Here is a 14,035-nt window from a genome sequence, read left to right as displayed (position 1 = left end):
GCGCACCGGGGGATCTCTAGATTCCGGGTTCGATGCTTCGCATCGCCCCGGAATGACGGAAGGTCGGAGGCGACATGCAGACCGAGCTGAACAAGGTCGTCACGGCGCTGTCAGAGTTTTACGCGCACGAGACGTTCCTGCTCGAAAAGGACGTCGGCGAGCGCCCGCTGACGCACCGGCTGGCGGTGCATCTTGAACATCAGTTTGCCGGCTGGCAGGTCGATTGCGACTACGACAGGCTCGGCGAGCGGACGCTGCGGCTGCCGCACGGTTCGATCATCTCGACCGACGACCATCTCGGCAAATCGATCTACCCAGATATCGTCGTGCATCAGCGCGAGATCCCCAATAATCTGCTCACGATCGAGGTCCGGAAATCCGCCAATCACCAGCCGCTGGAACACGACCAGCACAAGCTGCGGGCGCTGACCGATCCGCATCTGTGGTTCGCCTACTGGATCGGCGTGTTCGTGACGCTCGGCAGGAAGCAGGTCGCGATGTCTGAGGTCTATACCGGCGGCGTGATCGATCCGGCTATGTCGATCTGGTTCGCCGAGCGGCTAAAGGATACGGGCTTAAGGGCAGGCTGAGACCTGCGAGGAGAGAGGGAAGTCATTCATGAATTTCAAACGCACGATCCTGACAATCGCCTTTGTCGCGGCAGCTTCGCAGGCCTGGGGGCAGGCCGCGCCCGCGCCGGCGATAGAGCCCATCCTCGCCAATCCCAAGGTCGCCAAGACACTTGAGGACATCAAGGCCGACGATGCGCGAACGCTCGACGAGCAAAAGCGCATCACCGAAATTCCGGCGCCGCCCTTCAAGGAAAAGATCCGTGCCGAATACTACCAGAAGCGGATGCAGGAGCTCGGCTTCAAGGACGCCGCGATCGACAGCGAAGGCAACGTCATCGCGCTGCGCAAGGGGTCCGGCGGCGGCCGTCCGAAACTCGTGGTGTCGGCGCATCTCGACACGGTCTTCCCCGAAGGCACCGACGTCACGGTGAAGGAAAAGGACGGCGCCTTTGTCGCGCCCGGCATCGGCGACGATTCCCGCGGGCTGGCGGCGCTGCTGTCGCTGATCAAGGCCATGAACGCCAACGAGATCGCGACCGTCGGCGACATCATGTTCGTCGGCACCGTCGGCGAGGAGGAACTCGGCAATTTGCGCGGCGTCAAGGCGCTGTTCCGCGATCACAAGGACATCGACGGCTTCATCTCGATCGACGGGCTCGGCATCACCCGCGTCGTCAACCAGGCGACCGGCAGCCATCGCTACGAGTTCATCTTCAAGGGGCCCGGCGGCCACTCGTTCCAGGAGTTTGGCCTGCCGAGCGCGATCCACGCCATGGGCCGCGCGATCGCCAAAATCTCCGAGCTGCAGCCGCCGTCCGATCCCAAGACCACCTTCACCGTCGGCACCGTCGTCGGCGGCACCTCGGTCAACGCCATCGCGGCCGAAGCACGGATGGCGGTCGACATGCGCTCGAATTCGACCGATGAACTGCTCAAGCTCGAGGCGCGCCTGCTCGATCTGGTCAAGGAGGCGGTGGCGGATGAAAACGCGCGCTGGAAGTCCGACAAGCTTGGCGTCGAGGCCAGGATGATCGGCGACCGGCCCGCCGGAATCGTGCCGATGGATTCCCCGATCGTTCAGGCGACGCAGCGCGCGGTCGCCGCCGTCACCCGCGCGCCGCGGGTGACCTTTGCGGGCTCCTCGACCGACTCCAACATCGCGATGTCGCTCGGCATTCCCGCCGTCACCATCGGCGGCGGCGGCGAGGGCGGCAACTGGCACTCGCGCAACGAATGGTACAAGCCGACGGATGCGTATTTCGGCCCGCAAAACGCGCTGCTGACGGTTCTGATGTTGACCGGCCTCGACGGCGTGACCAAGCCGGCGCTGGTGGTGAGGCAGGGGAAGTAGGGGCGAGGTCTTAATCACAGCCGTCATGGCCGGGCATAGCCGTCTGAAGGGCGGCGTCGCTTCGCTCGCCTATGCCACCGGCCATCCACGTCTTCTTGCTTAGGTAAGGCTAAGACGTGGATGCCCGGCACAAGGCCGGGCATGACGAACAGGGTGTTAGTACTATGCCCCGATCACCGGGAACGACAATTCGCAGTCCAGTCCTTCGGGCTTCCACTGCCGCGTGATCCGGCCGCTGAGGGTGCGGACCATGCCGTCGATCGCGTCGACGCCAAATCCTTTCCGCATCGGTTCGGCAATTTGGGGACCGCCGGATTCCGTCCAGCGCAGCTGAAGGCTGTCGGCCTCATCGATCTGCCAGTGGATGTCGATCTTGCCCGCGGGGCCCGACAGCGAGCCGTATTTGGCGGCGTTGGTCGCGAGTTCGTGGATCGCCACCGCGATGGCCTGCGCGAGTGAAGCGGGAAGCCGGACGTCGGTCCCGGTCATGCTGACCCGCGTCGAGCCATAGGGCTTCAATTCTTCCTGAATGATGGTCTGGATGCTGGCGCCGGTCCAGCGCGACACCGAGAACAGCCGTTGCACATTGGCAAGCGCACTCAAGCGCCCCTGGAATGCGGCCTGAAACTCTTCGGCGCTGTCGGCCTTGGTCAGCCGCAGCATGGCCTGGATCACGGCGAGCAGATTGTTCGAGCGATGATCGACTTCGCCGGTCAGCAGCATCATGCGCTCTTCGGCCTGCTTGCGGGTGGTGATGTCGACCAGCATGTTGACGGCGCCGAGCAGCCGGCCGGCCTCGTCGCGCAGCGGTGTCGGGTATGGCATGAAGCAGATGCGCGAGCCGTCGGGCCGTTCGGCGATCGCCTCGACGTCGCGCACCGGGCGGTTTTCCTTGAGCGCAATCGCCATCGGACAATCTTCGTGGCGCAGCGGCGTGCCGTCCGGCCAGAACAGCTTCCAGGTCACGCACCACATCTCACCGATCTTCGGCGTGCGGCCGGCGAACTCGATGCAGGCATGGTTGAAGAACGTGATCCGGCCTTCGGCATCTGTCGTGTAGATGGCGGCGGGCAGCGCCTGCAGCAGATCGCGGAACTGCTTCTCACGCGATTCCGTGTCGTCAGCTGCGGCGGTGTTCCTGATGGCGTGCCGGGCCAGGATATCTTCGAGATCGGCAGCTTCGGAATGCCGGAACAAATTCAACATACTTATTTCTCCCCGCCCGCACTGACGCTAATTCGTCACAAAGGCAAACGTTCCGCGTGGCTCGGCGAAATAAGGCGTTTTGCGGTCCGGCGCCGCCCGGCGGGCCGCCAATTGGACAAATTGTCAGCAAATTGCGGTCAAAGCCGGATTCAAATGTTCCGCCAAACAGGATGCGGAAGGGGAACTTGCATGGCGTACAGGATCGTGGCGGAACGGGACAACGAGACCGTCAGGATGGACAGGACGAGTTCGCTGATGGCACTCGCCAAGGCGCGCGTATGGGCCAGCGAAGGCTGGGACGTCACCATCATCGTCAAAGACGAGGATGAGCTGGCGCCCGCGAATAAGGACCGTCTGTTGCTGGTGTAATGGTCTTCGCCGACGGCGCGAAGCACTCAGAGGGCCGCCCGGGGGCGGCCTTTTTTTGTGACCTGCTCGGGCGCGCCGGTTTTGGCCTTGGCCACCCTTCAAAACGGCGATCAATGCTCGATTGTGTGATCTGGGAATGATGGAACCGGGAACCCGGCCCGGCGTTGTCAGCGCGGGCAGGCTCTGTGGAGATGCGCCATGCACTGGCGATCAGAAACCGCGGATGCCGACGCGATGCGCGGCACCGGCGAGGACAACCTTCTCTACGCAACCGGATGGACCATCAGCGGGCTCGCGACCCTGGGCACCATCGTCGCGGTCTGGGTATTCGGGATCTGACGACGCGATGGCTCGGACGACCGCTGGTCGCACGGTTACGCGCAGGCCACGCCCGCGCCCGTTCACCAGCCGATCGGGCGCGGCCCACACGACCCCACAAAGATTGACCCACAAAGATTCTTGGCTCCGCCCGCATTGTTAACTTGATATTTGTTCTTTGTTTGTTCTCTATAGGCTCCAACCCCCGGTGAGGTGAGCCATGGACAACAGATTGAACGAAATCCGCAGGAAAATCAGGTTCTTGCGCTCTCAAATGCTGGATGCCGAGAGTACCATCCGCCAACACATCAACCGCGACGAAGACTGCGCTGAGGCCTCGATCCAGCTGATGGCCATGCGCGTCGTGATGCTCGGGCTGATCAGCGAGCGGAACAGGCTCGGCGGCGAAGAACGCCTGCTCGATGTCGATGAGCGGCTGAAAGCGGATTGCCGCGCCGTCGGCCGCGGGCCCTTGAAAGGCGCGCGCGGCCGCCGTGTGCGATGAGGCTGGATATCAAGAGGCCTGGAAATCAAGAGTCGAAAAGCTGCGCAGGCAGCTTGCCGAACTGGGCTCGGCAGTTCGCCGGCTGGATCAGTCCGGCTTCGACAACGCGACGGCTGAGCTCCTGCTTTCGCGCAAGCGGGCGGAGCTGGAAGATTTGATGAAGCGAGGCCATTCCGATGCCGTCAGATCCGCTGAAATGGTACGACCACAACGCGGATAATCCGCCCTGGATCAAGGCGCTCGCCGAAGTGCGGACGTTGGCCTGCCGCGAAGGCTGGTGCTACCAGCACGTCCAGGCCATCATCGTCTCGATCGACCAATACGCGGAAGCCGCACTCGGCAATCGCGGATACTTCCTCAACAAGCCGCATCGCATCGGCGGCAGCAGGAACGATCACGTTCCTTGAATGCGCGACGTCGCCCGAACCCTTGGCGCGCGCGATTTACCTCAAGCGGCAGATGGTTGCTTCAAGCGGCAGATGGTCGCGGAACAGGTCATCCCCGGCGGCGTTTGCCTTCATGACCGAAACGCTGATGACAACGATTGAAGATTCCTTCCAGATCGCCTGGGACTATCTGGAGGCAACGGGCGAACTCGGCCATCCCGACACCGCAGCCAATCACCTGCTCGACACGATCGAAGCGATGGTTCGCCGCGGCGAGCGCCGCCGGCTGCTTCTCTCCAACACCGCCATCGCTGCCTACCAGCGTTTTCGAGCCGAACAGGGCCTGTCGCTGGCGTCATAGGAACGGGGCTGCGGCTGGAACGTTCTGCTCCTCACGCGGGGTTGGTCGCACCTCGCGAAAGCTGGGGAGGATCTTATGGAAAGCGGTTTCAAGAGCGCTGAAGCGTATCGCGCGACGGCCTTGCTCTGCCGGCAACAGGCCGCGTGCGATCCGGACAATAGCTGGAGGTTGCTCGGTGAGGCCGAGCGGTGGGAATACCTCGCCGAACAGATCCTTGCATCCCGCCAGAATCGCGCGGCCGAGGGCGCCAAACCGGCCATCGAAACGGGAACAGCACGCATCGCGCCTTCGCAGCCGAAGGCTACTCCGTCGCGGCCGCCCCGCTATGGGTAGGGAGTGCTGTCGCAGCATCGCTGCCGGTGGCCGTTCGATCCGCCTCACCCGGGGCGATCCAGCTCGGGTCACGATGTCAGAGGAACCCGACATAAAGATCGGAGTTGCCGTTTCATCGCCGTCCCACCGGCGATGAAAGTGTCGTGCTCCCGCCTGAAAGCAGGTGAGCAATGTGCAAACGGCACGCCGAACTCGACGGCAAGATCGAACACTACAGGCGAATATCAACGCATGTGACTGACCAGCTCACGCTGGATGGGATCGCCGGTTTGATAAAGCAAATGATAGCCGAAAAGGCCGCGCTCCATCCCGAGCAAAAGCCGTGAGCGATTCCTTTCCAATCAGCCGGTAGCGGTCTTGCCGATTACGCTCTGACGGTTGATGGGATTTTGGCCGCGTCCTGCAATCCGCGCGACAACGCGTGCAACGAGCGCCAGGCCGGTGACCACGCCGCTCGACGGCGTTTTTTGATTCTGGATCTTCTGTGGCTGCTGCTTCGGTTTCCCGTTTACGGTAACGCGGAGACAACCGGTCGTCCGCGTTCTCCATCCCGTGAGCACCGTGATGAAATAAATCAGCGCGACGCATCGACGCATTCCACGCAGACTTCGGCATTCCCTCATGGAACGGACGCCGGGACAGGGGATTTCCCAGGGGTAACCGATGCAAGAGAACCCGATGAGCAAAGAAACCCCGAAGGACGATCCCCGGCAGCGAACCGACTGGGGTTCGCATTCCCAGACCGACAAACCCTGGAAAGGGCCTCCCGAGAAGGAGCAGAAGCCGAGCGACAAGACGCCCGATCTGGAGAAGTGGCAGCAGAGCGACACACACTAACGATAGGCGCCAAGGAAGGGCGCAACGATGGCCGCCGGTGCGAAAAATGATGGGCAAGGCGGTCATCTGTCGATCGCGATCGTCGTCGCGAGCCTGATCGGGTTTGCGGTCCTTGTGATTCAGGTCCGCCCGCTGCGGCGCACCGAAAACAAAAATGAGCCGAGAAAAATGAATCGTCCCAGCGGGACGCAGTTGAGGAACAACTCCCGGTACGGCTGGTTCTACCGCAACACAATCCAACAGCTGGAGGCCGGTATGGCGAAAGAGAAAGCACTGCAGGACCTGTTCCTCGATACGTTGAAGGACATCTACTTCGCGGAAAAGAAGATCCTCTCGGCGTTGCCGAAGATGGCCAAGGCGGCGCAGTCCCCAAAACTCAAGGCGGCTTTTGAAAAGCATCTGGCCGAGACCGACGGCCAGGTCGAGCGGCTGGAGCAGGTGTTTGCGTCGATCGACGAGACCCCGAAGGGCAAGACCTGCGATGCCATCATGGGAATCATCGATGAAGGCAAGGAAGTCATGGATGAGTACAAGGGCATGCCCGCCCTCGACGCCGGCCTTCTGGCTGCCGCGCAGGCCGTCGAGCACTACGAGATTTCCCGCTATGGCACGCTGAAGACCTGGGCGAGTGAACTGGGTTACAAGGACGCCGTAAAGCTGCTCGACGCGACGCTCAAGGAAGAAAAGGCGACGGACAGCGCCCTGAGCCAGCTCGCGGAATCCGAGGTCAACCGTCACGCCGAGACCGCGCAAGCCGCGTAATCAGGCAAGCGGACATCATCGAAGGGCTCCAGCCTTACGCTGGGGCCCTTCTGCGTTTGCTACTCGCGATCACATAAACGCAACGGAACCGACCGCGCCCCGGTTCATTGGTCTGTTGACCTCCAAGGAGACAGACAATGGCAAAACAGAATCCAGTCAAAACGGACGGCAAGGTTCCGGCACGACCGCACGATTCAGGCAGCCAGGCCAACGAAACCGTTGACGGCCTCGACGCCGAGACCGAGGCGTTGCGACACGCTGCCGAAGATACGCCGTCTGCCGCAGCACCCGACGATGTCGAGAAGGTGCCGGTATTCGACCGCGCAGGCCGGGCGCCGAAAATCTGATCGGACAGCAAGCGCGCAAGTTATGAGACTGCACGTGAAATGCGAGGGTGAGGCCATGAAGTTCGGATACGCACAACCATTTTCCTTCAACATCGGCCATCGCCCGGAAACTGTCGTTTCCCGCATTCGTCACGGCGTCACCGAAATAACCCTGAGCGACGGCCGGCTGGTTCGCGCGACGCTTCACGTCAAGGAGGTCAGGATTGACCCGAACAAGCCCGGCTCGGTTGACGTTTCATACAATATCATTGCCGAGATAATGAACACGCCGGACGTGCCCATTCTCGACGTGCATGAGACGATCCAGTGATGAAAGACCATCGGGCGGATTACGCGAGCACCAAACCTAATGCCACTTGAGTGAATCGGTAGGCGCAAACTCAGTGCACCTCTCTCGCTCGAGGGGTCGAGACGAGCGAAGCTCGCTCTTAGGTACCTGCGCTCGAAGAGCGCGGCGGGTGGGGGCTCTCTCCATACGATGACTCGCGGCGACGCCCCACCCCAGCCCTCATCCGCCGTCATCGACGGCAAAGATGGAAGCCCAGACACCTCGCAAACATTCAATCCTGTTCACGCACGCGGATCTCCAGCCGGGCGTCGGCGAGGGCCTCGACGACGCATTTTGCTATTTGTTTGGCTTCCTCAAAGCCCATGCTTCGCTCGGGATGATCCTTGAAGCATTCGCAAATTGCATCTGCAATGATCGAGTTAACCTGATGCGGATCAACCATGATTTGCCACCTCCATGGGGCGGCGCGTTTTTCGTGTCTGAAGAATCCCGATCGCAGCTTCCTGAAAATCCTCCAGCTTCATGATGCGTCGATGAAACCGCAGTCTTCAGATTTGGTTCCGTCTCCTCCGCGAGGAGCAACGGGGGGCACTGAAGATTGCCATTTCTTCCCGGTCATCGTTGCAGTGCACCCAATATCTGCTCAAGCGCATCGGACCGAGACAAGGTCTTATGTTGTTCGCGATTGGAACCTTCCCAATAGGTTTCCATTATCGGGTTACGCGGCGCACTTCCGTGTCGGGTTGGCTCGCGCATCGCTAGATAGAGGTTGGGCCCCAGCTGGCCTGGCATTTTCAAGCTGCTTGATCGGCGCGACGCGGCGGGAAAGCGCGCGTCGCAAAGCGCATGATGAACTGCAAGCTCGATCGTTAGCAAAACGAGGAGAGAAAAATGAACGGTTTGATTTATCTGGTTGGATTGATCGTCGTCATCCTGGCCGTACTGTCGTTCTTCGGGCTGCGCTGACATGGTGAAACAGATCGAACCCGGCGCGGCTCCCATTGGAGTCCCCCCGAGGTATTTGAATTGGACGCCGGCGATCCTGGGTGCGCTGGTGGCCACCGCGCTTTCGTCGATCCTGTTGGCGTTCGGCGCGACCATCGGATTGGGGATTTCGTCGACGGCGCCGACGTGGCGGGACGCGTCCGCCGCACTTTGGATTCTATCGGGACTGTATCTCATTATCCAGGCTGCACTGAGTTTCGGCGTGGGAGGCTACATTGCGGGGCGAACGAGTGTCGCGCCGGCCGTCTCGGATGTTGACGAAATCGAACAGCGCGACGGCTTGCATGGTCTCGCTGCCTGGGCGCTCGCCGTCGTGCTCGGGGTGGCGCTTGCGGTGTTGCTCGGAAGTGCGTCCCTGACGCGGTCCAACAGCAACATGTCCTCGGCAAGGACGAGCGCCGCAGAGCCGCTGTTAAGCTATGAGATCGACCGGTTGTTCAGGCCCTTGCGCCGCGCCGCGAACGTGGACCTTTCGCAGGAGCGGGCGGAGGCCGGAAGAATCCTCCTGACGTCGTCGAGCCACTCGGGAATGAGCAGTGAGGACCGATCTTATCTGGCTCAACTCGTCGCCGCGAGTACTGGTCTTGCCGGGCCCGAAGCCGAAAAACGGGTCGATGGCGTAATCGCAAGTTCTCGGACTGCGATAGCCAAATCTCGCCGGAGCTCGGTGATCCTCGCTTTCTCCGTCGCCGCGGCCCTGTTGCTGGGTGCTGTCATCGCATGGGCAGCGGCAGGTATAGGCGGGCGCCACCGTGACGGTGCGCCGATGCCGCATTGGATGGGTGCTCGCGGCTCTGGAGTTGCTTATCGACGCGAACCCGCGTGAACCGGGCGGGGTGAGGTGGATCGGATGAGAACCCCCGACCTCGCCCCCGATGCCGTATTGATCGCATGTCCAAAATGCAACGCGTGGCCGATGGCGTTGAACATCGTGAAGCCGTCCTGGTCGTCTCGGCCGATGATTCAATTTACCTGTCCGAAATGCCATTTTACCTCCGAGGCAGAACGGCGCGGATACGCGAGACCGGGCTCCGACTAATCCTTGCGCCGCCGGCCATTCTCGTATCGCGCGACGGCGAGGCGCTCGAGATCAAAGCCGCGGCTGGTATCTTGGCGACGAGTTCGTGCAATGGCGCAGCGGGCGCCGCGATCGTGATCCTGCTGTGGACTTTATAACTCCGCGCAAATATTCCTGTTTGGATCGGAGGTGACCAAAGCGATTGCCGTTGCGCGGTCGAGTACTACGAAAGCCGCGACGCTTGCGAATCTGCCTCGGCAAATGCGGTCCGCGCGCTGAGTGGTCTTCTCGGTGGGACGGAGTTGACCCGCACATCGCAATCGAGATTCCGTGCTCGCAGAAGCCTGCGGCACAGTCTCGCGTCGACGAGATGGTTAGCTATGCATGCAGCCGATCGCCGCGCTTGAGTGCGTGGTGCGGGTTGGCGTTTGCGTAACGCGCCTCTTCTGTCGTCAACGAACGATCGGGGATGGAGCTGATAAAATCCCTGTGCAGGTAAGTTGGTCTCTTGGTGCCATCGAACAGCACGGCAACGCCCGTGTTGCGATAGCTAATTCCGGTAACCGTCCCGGTCTTGCCGGCCAGCGCCGGGCACCGGACTGATCCGAGTTGGTTCACCTTGAAACGAGTGCCGACAACCAATCTGTTGATTTGGTACGCCATCCGTCCACCCGTTCAATTGAGCGATTGCACAGCCTTCAGGTAGGGACCGATTGAAATCGCTTCTGGTGTCGTTGTCTGCCCGATAGGCGACAGTTCATTGCAGTCAGTTGCTGCTTGTTCCCGATCCAGGCGAAGCGGTGCCAGGCTTCCGTCTCTTCGGCGCCTTGCGTGTCTTGACGAAAAACGCGGAGCGGTAGGTATTGCAGGCTGACCCTTTCGAACGGAGGGCGCACCTTCGAATTAATTTGGAATAGTTCGCGCCCCCTCGTACTATGTCGGGGACCTGACTTAGGTCTCACCCCTCAAAACAGAACTCGGCATGGAGGCGGTTATGGAATTAATCCGCGGTGAAGAGGTGGCTGTTTTGGAAAGCCACACCAACAAGATCTGCAGCACATGCGGGAAGCGGTTGGCCCTGATTCGAACGATAGTGAATCCTCGCACCGGCTGCATCGTCCACATGTTTGAATGCCGGTGCGGCCAGCGCACGTGGGAAGATTAAAGACTCGTTCGGTCTCGGCAACGTGCGGTCAGACAGGCGCTACCTGGGCGTTGCTTTTCCGGCATGCCGGCGGACGAATTCCTGCAGGAAGCTCGGCAGCTCTCGCATCTGATCCGAGCAACGTTTCTGCAGCTCGTGGGCGACGTCTGCTGAAACGTCTCTGCACCATCCCTCAGCGACATTAAAACCGGCAACGCGGACGGGGTTGCAGTATTGACCCTCCAGCAGATCGCGCACGACCGTTTCGAGGCCGGTATCGCCGACACCACTCCCCCGCCATGCTCGGCCGAGGGAGCCAAAGTCATCGACCACCAGGTAGACCTCTCGATTGTGCTCGTTTGGAACGATCGATGGGGTCCAAATGGACTTACTCATAAAGCAACTCCACGCAACGATACCCGTACACAACAGCGCAGAGTGATTGCTTCAGGACGGCGAAAAGGCCCCGGATCGCTCCGGGGCCCTGGCATTGGCAAGAGGTACATCCGCTCTTGCCAACCGCCGCACTTTTCCGTGGCATCAATAGCCAAGACCCTGCAGAGACCTGCACCGCATTCGGCCGGACCCGTCAGGCAGAAAGGTGAGAGAAGAGGCAGTCAGATACTGCCTATCGCCCACTCAACGGCATGAAGGCTGCAGTGACAAACGATCCGATCAGCCCGGCTACGCCGACCAGCGCGAAGTAAATCTTGTATTCCATCCAAAGTCGCGATCCTGCTGCACTTCTGGGCATCATAACCCGGCTCGTCAGCGAGCTGCAGTCACTCTTCCGGAGTACTCCGATACGCGACGGCCATGACCTTCGTTCGGTCATTGGCGCCGTGTCCTGATCGAAGAGCGTCCGCGCAGTATGCGGCGAAAAGTATGATCGCCATCATGCGGAGGGGATTGGGCCCAACGGGTCCGCGCGTAGCGCCGCCCGATGGCAGGCTCCGGCGTAATCCGCCGATGATCGACGACAAAAGAGGCGGGGTTGCGCAAATGCTAATGCGCCCACGAACTGCGAACCGTCGACAAGACCGAAGACGGCTCAATCCACTGAATCAAGCGGCAGTATCGTCCTGACGCGCTGGCCGCGCTCCAAGAGCGATCTGAAGTGACAAGAACCTGCGCCGGCGAACTGCCTTCCGGCAGTTCGCCTTGATTTCCGGCATCACACCCATCCGCGTCATTGATCCGTTGTTCAATGACGCAGCTGGTACATGCGCTGCCTAGCGTATTTGGCCACCTCGCGACTCCCAGTACGTAGGCGTCCCGTAGTACTGGTGGGTGCGCGCTTCCCAATCTCGATCCTCCCACGAGTCATCACTGAACTCAGGCGCATCCTTCAGCTGCTGCTCGGTGATGTTGGTTCGAAAACCACCAAGCGACGTATCAAATGTCAGAGCGCCCCAGGGGATGGGATAGTGGCTGTGGCCCAACCCGGCAAATCCGCCAAAGCTCATGACGGCATAGGCCACGCGACCTGACATCTTGTCGATGATGAGGTGATCGATCTCGCCGATATTCTTTCCTTGTGCACCGTAAACCTCGGTGCCCTGAATGTCTTCGCTCGAGATGCAGTGATGATCCGGATGGGCTGTTGCACGGGCCATGGTTTCGTCTCCCTAACTGGTGGTTTGTCGGCTTAACTCGGCCGCTACGGGGTCGTTCCTAATTTCGGAGAACATTTCACAGCGCCAATCACCGATCTGTCGTTGCCGACGGAGAAGCGATGGAACCGCCTGCAACGTCGGTTTGAGAGGCCTATGCGGCCGCGATCGGCAGCGCTCATCGCGCGAGCCTTGCATTTGCGCGACAAATTGACCCGACGGGCAAGTATTCGGTTTATAGGAAATCACCGATCTGCGCTCAGAGTTCGCAGTGACGATCTCGCCGTCATGCTGGATTCCAAGGCGCGTGCAGGGGTCGCTGAGACGAATGCTGCAATGATGGCAATCAGAATTGATGTCGAACGCATAAGTGGAATTCCTTCCCTCGCGCCGATCTCAACAGTCTAAGGTAATTGACCCGATCCTGGTGCTGCCGCCCATCGGCTTCGACCCACGCCAAGCGGGCACAAAAAACGGCCCCAGCGTCTAAGGGGAAGCGTGCGCTGAGGCCGTGAAGGCATATGTCCAGTATCCCTCCGGACGGGACAGCAACGCAACAAATTGCCACTTGTTCCCGAAATAGGTACTCCGAACTGGTTCGAAAAGATCAATCAAGTTGCGGTAACTTGGCAAGAACCCGCTGGCAACCGCCGTTGCCACGCGGCATGGCGGCCCCAGCGCAAGCGCCAGGCGTGCTGGGGCCGCCTATTCACGGTCGGAGCCGCCAACTGAGGTGGTGACGCGCTAGCTTCGCAAATAGCGGAGCCCGCGAATTGCTTAGCGCTCTCTCGTTGGCCTCTTCTTCGTTTTCACTGATCAGATTCGGCCTAGGACTTTTCCGTTTTTTCCCCAATGTTCTGGTGGAGTGGGTCGATGGTTGCGCGGTGTACTGACAAAGATATTCGAGACCTGCATTCCTGCGAAGTCCTCCCTCAGATCCTTGAGGAACGGGTGCCACACCTTGCCCTCGGCGGACTTCGCTCGGTAGTCGATCTCGGCCAGCAGCTGGGCCTCAACCCAAGGGCATCCGCGACAAATTGACCCGACGGGTAAATCACTTCCGATTTCAAGAAATCATGTCAAAATCCTGAATTTCTGCAAATCAAAGATATTGCCCTGCACCCCAAATCACCTACACATCGCGGGGGACGCAGAGTGCGAATCTCAGCAGGACGTCATTTTGTCAGCATGCCCTTTCGGAGGTTGCCAATTTCTAAGATGATGATACCGGCGAGTATCACGGCCAGATCCATGACTTCGTAATGTCGAATTGTCGCCTTTAGCCGGTGCATCGACCTCAGCGGGGCAGGGGCAAACGCGATCGGCATGGGTGGCCTTGCGCGGGTTTCGGTCGAATGAGCCGGGACGATGCGAATGTTTCGCGAGCGCACGTCAGCGTTGGACAAAAAAAGGGCCAGCCTGACGGCTGACCCTCTTAATCTGCATCTCAAAAGTCGTCAGTAACGAGAAGCCGCCGCGTTGCCCCAACCGAACCGGTAGTTCAGGCCGGCCTTGATCGTATGCTCGTCGTTGCGGAATCCAACAGCGGTGACGACGCCAGCAGCGCTGGTAAAGAGAGCGTTCCGGGTACCGAAATCGTAGTACTGGTATTCGATTTT

The 14,035-nt window shown here is 60.4% G+C and carries 21 protein-coding genes and 1 pseudogene; 14 read left to right on the top strand and 8 right to left on the bottom strand.

What is annotated here, in order from left to right; genetic code table 11:
- The first annotated feature begins 74 nt into the window (after positions 1-74).
- Together JQ558_RS19750 and JQ558_RS19745 are read left to right on the top strand one after the other, a co-directional pair.
- Positions 75-590, top strand: a complete 516-nt coding sequence (locus JQ558_RS19750; protein WP_212294621.1) for a hypothetical protein — start codon at positions 75-77, stop codon at positions 588-590.
- Positions 591-618: 28 nt separating this feature from the next.
- On the top strand, positions 619-1,923 hold the full coding sequence (locus JQ558_RS19745) for a M20/M25/M40 family metallo-hydrolase (RefSeq protein ID WP_212211869.1): 1,305 nt from the start codon (positions 619-621) through the stop codon (positions 1,921-1,923).
- A gap of 162 nt (positions 1,924-2,085) precedes the next feature.
- Here JQ558_RS19745 and JQ558_RS19740 read toward each other — a convergent pair whose 3' ends face one another.
- Positions 2,086-3,129, bottom strand: coding sequence for an HWE histidine kinase domain-containing protein (locus JQ558_RS19740; protein ID WP_212211866.1), 1,044 nt, complete (start codon positions 3,127-3,129; stop codon positions 2,086-2,088).
- Between the two features lie 189 nt (positions 3,130-3,318).
- On the opposite strand from JQ558_RS19740, the gene JQ558_RS19735 reads away from it, so the two are divergent.
- The 6 genes from JQ558_RS19735 to JQ558_RS19710 all read left to right on the top strand — a co-directional run bounded on the left by JQ558_RS19735 (position 3,319) and on the right by JQ558_RS19710 (position 5,401).
- Positions 3,319-3,498, top strand: a complete 180-nt coding sequence (locus JQ558_RS19735) for a hypothetical protein (RefSeq protein WP_212294620.1) — start codon at positions 3,319-3,321, stop codon at positions 3,496-3,498.
- Positions 3,499-3,696: 198 nt separating this feature from the next.
- Positions 3,697-3,837, top strand: coding sequence for a hypothetical protein (locus tag JQ558_RS19730; RefSeq protein WP_212211860.1), 141 nt, complete (start codon positions 3,697-3,699; stop codon positions 3,835-3,837).
- A 199-nt stretch (positions 3,838-4,036) separates the two neighbouring features.
- Positions 4,037-4,321 (top strand): hypothetical protein, encoded by a 285-nt coding sequence (locus JQ558_RS19725; RefSeq protein ID WP_212294619.1) that lies wholly within the window; start codon positions 4,037-4,039, stop codon positions 4,319-4,321.
- Between the two features lie 176 nt (positions 4,322-4,497).
- Complete coding sequence (locus JQ558_RS19720; protein ID WP_212001304.1) at positions 4,498-4,728, top strand: hypothetical protein; 231 nt, start codon at positions 4,498-4,500, stop codon at positions 4,726-4,728.
- Positions 4,729-4,855: 127 nt separating this feature from the next.
- On the top strand, positions 4,856-5,068 hold the full coding sequence (locus JQ558_RS19715) for a hypothetical protein (RefSeq protein WP_249119417.1): 213 nt from the start codon (positions 4,856-4,858) through the stop codon (positions 5,066-5,068).
- Positions 5,069-5,143: 75 nt separating this feature from the next.
- Positions 5,144-5,401, top strand: a complete 258-nt coding sequence (locus JQ558_RS19710; RefSeq protein WP_212212019.1) for a hypothetical protein — start codon at positions 5,144-5,146, stop codon at positions 5,399-5,401.
- A gap of 341 nt (positions 5,402-5,742) precedes the next feature.
- On the opposite strand, the gene JQ558_RS19705 is transcribed toward JQ558_RS19710, so the two are convergent.
- Positions 5,743-5,997, bottom strand: a complete 255-nt coding sequence (locus tag JQ558_RS19705; RefSeq protein ID WP_212294618.1) for a hypothetical protein — start codon at positions 5,995-5,997, stop codon at positions 5,743-5,745.
- Positions 5,998-6,079: 82 nt separating this feature from the next.
- Here JQ558_RS19705 and JQ558_RS19700 point away from each other — a divergent pair, with 82 nt between their 5' ends.
- From JQ558_RS19700 to JQ558_RS19685, 4 genes are all read left to right on the top strand, one after another.
- Positions 6,080-6,238 carry a hypothetical protein gene (locus JQ558_RS19700; RefSeq protein WP_212211854.1) on the top strand — a complete coding sequence of 53 codons (159 nt, stop codon included), beginning with the start codon at positions 6,080-6,082 and terminating at the stop codon, positions 6,236-6,238.
- Between the two features lie 255 nt (positions 6,239-6,493).
- Entirely contained in the window at positions 6,494-7,000 is a 507-nt protein-coding gene (locus tag JQ558_RS19695) for a ferritin-like domain-containing protein (protein WP_212211986.1), read from the top strand.
- Between the two features lie 137 nt (positions 7,001-7,137).
- Positions 7,138-7,347: a hypothetical protein gene (locus JQ558_RS19690; RefSeq protein ID WP_212211853.1), complete on the top strand. Its 210-nt coding sequence runs from the start codon at positions 7,138-7,140 to the stop codon at positions 7,345-7,347.
- A gap of 55 nt (positions 7,348-7,402) precedes the next feature.
- Positions 7,403-7,657, top strand: a complete 255-nt coding sequence (locus tag JQ558_RS19685; RefSeq protein ID WP_212271692.1) for a hypothetical protein — start codon at positions 7,403-7,405, stop codon at positions 7,655-7,657.
- 250 nt (positions 7,658-7,907) lie between these two features.
- Here JQ558_RS19685 and JQ558_RS19680 read toward each other — a convergent pair whose 3' ends face one another.
- Positions 7,908-8,078 (bottom strand): hypothetical protein, encoded by a 171-nt coding sequence (locus JQ558_RS19680; protein WP_212211850.1) that lies wholly within the window; start codon positions 8,076-8,078, stop codon positions 7,908-7,910.
- Between the two features lie 173 nt (positions 8,079-8,251).
- Positions 8,252-8,638, bottom strand: coding sequence for a hypothetical protein (locus tag JQ558_RS19675; RefSeq protein ID WP_212294757.1), 387 nt, complete (start codon positions 8,636-8,638; stop codon positions 8,252-8,254).
- Between JQ558_RS19675 and JQ558_RS19670 the strand changes: the two genes are divergently transcribed.
- Both JQ558_RS19670 and JQ558_RS19665 read left to right on the top strand, forming a co-directional pair.
- Positions 8,604-9,467, top strand: a complete 864-nt coding sequence (locus tag JQ558_RS19670; protein WP_212294617.1) for a hypothetical protein — start codon at positions 8,604-8,606, stop codon at positions 9,465-9,467. The two genes, JQ558_RS19675 and JQ558_RS19670, sit on opposite strands and share 35 nt — an antisense overlap.
- A gap of 74 nt (positions 9,468-9,541) precedes the next feature.
- Positions 9,542-9,817, top strand: a complete 276-nt coding sequence (locus JQ558_RS19665; protein ID WP_212294616.1) for a hypothetical protein — start codon at positions 9,542-9,544, stop codon at positions 9,815-9,817.
- A gap of 220 nt (positions 9,818-10,037) precedes the next feature.
- On the opposite strand, the gene JQ558_RS19660 is transcribed toward JQ558_RS19665, so the two are convergent.
- The 4 genes and pseudogenes from JQ558_RS19660 to JQ558_RS37310 form a co-directional block, all read right to left on the bottom strand.
- A complete protein-coding gene (locus JQ558_RS19660; RefSeq protein WP_212294615.1) occupies positions 10,038-10,322 on the bottom strand; it encodes a hypothetical protein in 285 nt (94 codons plus the stop codon).
- A gap of 541 nt (positions 10,323-10,863) precedes the next feature.
- Entirely contained in the window at positions 10,864-11,199 is a 336-nt protein-coding gene (locus tag JQ558_RS19655; protein WP_212211842.1) for a hypothetical protein, read from the bottom strand.
- Between the two features lie 836 nt (positions 11,200-12,035).
- The gene (locus JQ558_RS19650; RefSeq protein WP_212211841.1) at positions 12,036-12,419 is read right to left on the bottom strand and encodes a PRC-barrel domain-containing protein; all 384 of its coding nucleotides are present in this window, start codon (positions 12,417-12,419) and stop codon (positions 12,036-12,038) included.
- A gap of 921 nt (positions 12,420-13,340) precedes the next feature.
- Positions 13,341-13,436: pseudogene (locus JQ558_RS37310) on the bottom strand (DNA ligase); the annotation flags it as partial.
- Positions 13,437-14,035 lie beyond the last annotated feature (599 nt).

It is taken from the genome of Bradyrhizobium sp. AUGA SZCCT0160, from assembly GCF_018130105.1.
Lineage (GTDB): Bacteria > Pseudomonadota > Alphaproteobacteria > Rhizobiales > Xanthobacteraceae > Bradyrhizobium.
The sequence above is the reverse complement of the archived record's forward strand: the minus strand, read 5'-3'. Positions and strand labels throughout refer to the sequence as shown.

What these genes read in the sequence shown, in the direction of transcription:
- JQ558_RS19650 (WP_212211841.1), bottom strand. Translation starts at nt 12,419, where the DNA reads ATGGCCCGTGCAACAGCCCATCCGGATCATCACTGCATCTCGAGCGAA.
- JQ558_RS19745 (WP_212211869.1), top strand. Translation starts at nt 619, where the DNA reads ATGAATTTCAAACGCACGATCCTGACAATCGCCTTTGTCGCGGCAGCT.
- JQ558_RS19685 (WP_212271692.1), top strand. Translation starts at nt 7,403, where the DNA reads ATGAAGTTCGGATACGCACAACCATTTTCCTTCAACATCGGCCATCGC.
- JQ558_RS19675 (WP_212294757.1), bottom strand. Translation starts at nt 8,638, where the DNA reads ATGGGAGCCGCGCCGGGTTCGATCTGTTTCACCATGTCAGCGCAGCCC.
- JQ558_RS19665 (WP_212294616.1), top strand. Translation starts at nt 9,542, where the DNA reads ATGCAACGCGTGGCCGATGGCGTTGAACATCGTGAAGCCGTCCTGGTC.
- JQ558_RS19720 (WP_212001304.1), top strand. Translation starts at nt 4,498, where the DNA reads ATGCCGTCAGATCCGCTGAAATGGTACGACCACAACGCGGATAATCCG.
- JQ558_RS19750 (WP_212294621.1), top strand. Translation starts at nt 75, where the DNA reads ATGCAGACCGAGCTGAACAAGGTCGTCACGGCGCTGTCAGAGTTTTAC.
- JQ558_RS19695 (WP_212211986.1), top strand. Translation starts at nt 6,494, where the DNA reads ATGGCGAAAGAGAAAGCACTGCAGGACCTGTTCCTCGATACGTTGAAG.
- JQ558_RS19670 (WP_212294617.1), top strand. Translation starts at nt 8,604, where the DNA reads ATGGTGAAACAGATCGAACCCGGCGCGGCTCCCATTGGAGTCCCCCCG.
- JQ558_RS19690 (WP_212211853.1), top strand. Translation starts at nt 7,138, where the DNA reads ATGGCAAAACAGAATCCAGTCAAAACGGACGGCAAGGTTCCGGCACGA.
- JQ558_RS19730 (WP_212211860.1), top strand. Translation starts at nt 3,697, where the DNA reads ATGCACTGGCGATCAGAAACCGCGGATGCCGACGCGATGCGCGGCACC.
- JQ558_RS19705 (WP_212294618.1), bottom strand. Translation starts at nt 5,997, where the DNA reads ATGCGTCGATGCGTCGCGCTGATTTATTTCATCACGGTGCTCACGGGA.
- JQ558_RS19715 (WP_249119417.1), top strand. Translation starts at nt 4,856, where the DNA reads ATGACAACGATTGAAGATTCCTTCCAGATCGCCTGGGACTATCTGGAG.
- JQ558_RS19710 (WP_212212019.1), top strand. Translation starts at nt 5,144, where the DNA reads ATGGAAAGCGGTTTCAAGAGCGCTGAAGCGTATCGCGCGACGGCCTTG.
- JQ558_RS19655 (WP_212211842.1), bottom strand. Translation starts at nt 11,199, where the DNA reads ATGAGTAAGTCCATTTGGACCCCATCGATCGTTCCAAACGAGCACAAT.
- JQ558_RS19725 (WP_212294619.1), top strand. Translation starts at nt 4,037, where the DNA reads ATGGACAACAGATTGAACGAAATCCGCAGGAAAATCAGGTTCTTGCGC.
- JQ558_RS19680 (WP_212211850.1), bottom strand. Translation starts at nt 8,078, where the DNA reads ATGGTTGATCCGCATCAGGTTAACTCGATCATTGCAGATGCAATTTGC.
- JQ558_RS19660 (WP_212294615.1), bottom strand. Translation starts at nt 10,322, where the DNA reads ATGGCGTACCAAATCAACAGATTGGTTGTCGGCACTCGTTTCAAGGTG.
- JQ558_RS19700 (WP_212211854.1), top strand. Translation starts at nt 6,080, where the DNA reads ATGAGCAAAGAAACCCCGAAGGACGATCCCCGGCAGCGAACCGACTGG.
- JQ558_RS19740 (WP_212211866.1), bottom strand. Translation starts at nt 3,129, where the DNA reads ATGTTGAATTTGTTCCGGCATTCCGAAGCTGCCGATCTCGAAGATATC.
- JQ558_RS19735 (WP_212294620.1), top strand. Translation starts at nt 3,319, where the DNA reads ATGGCGTACAGGATCGTGGCGGAACGGGACAACGAGACCGTCAGGATG.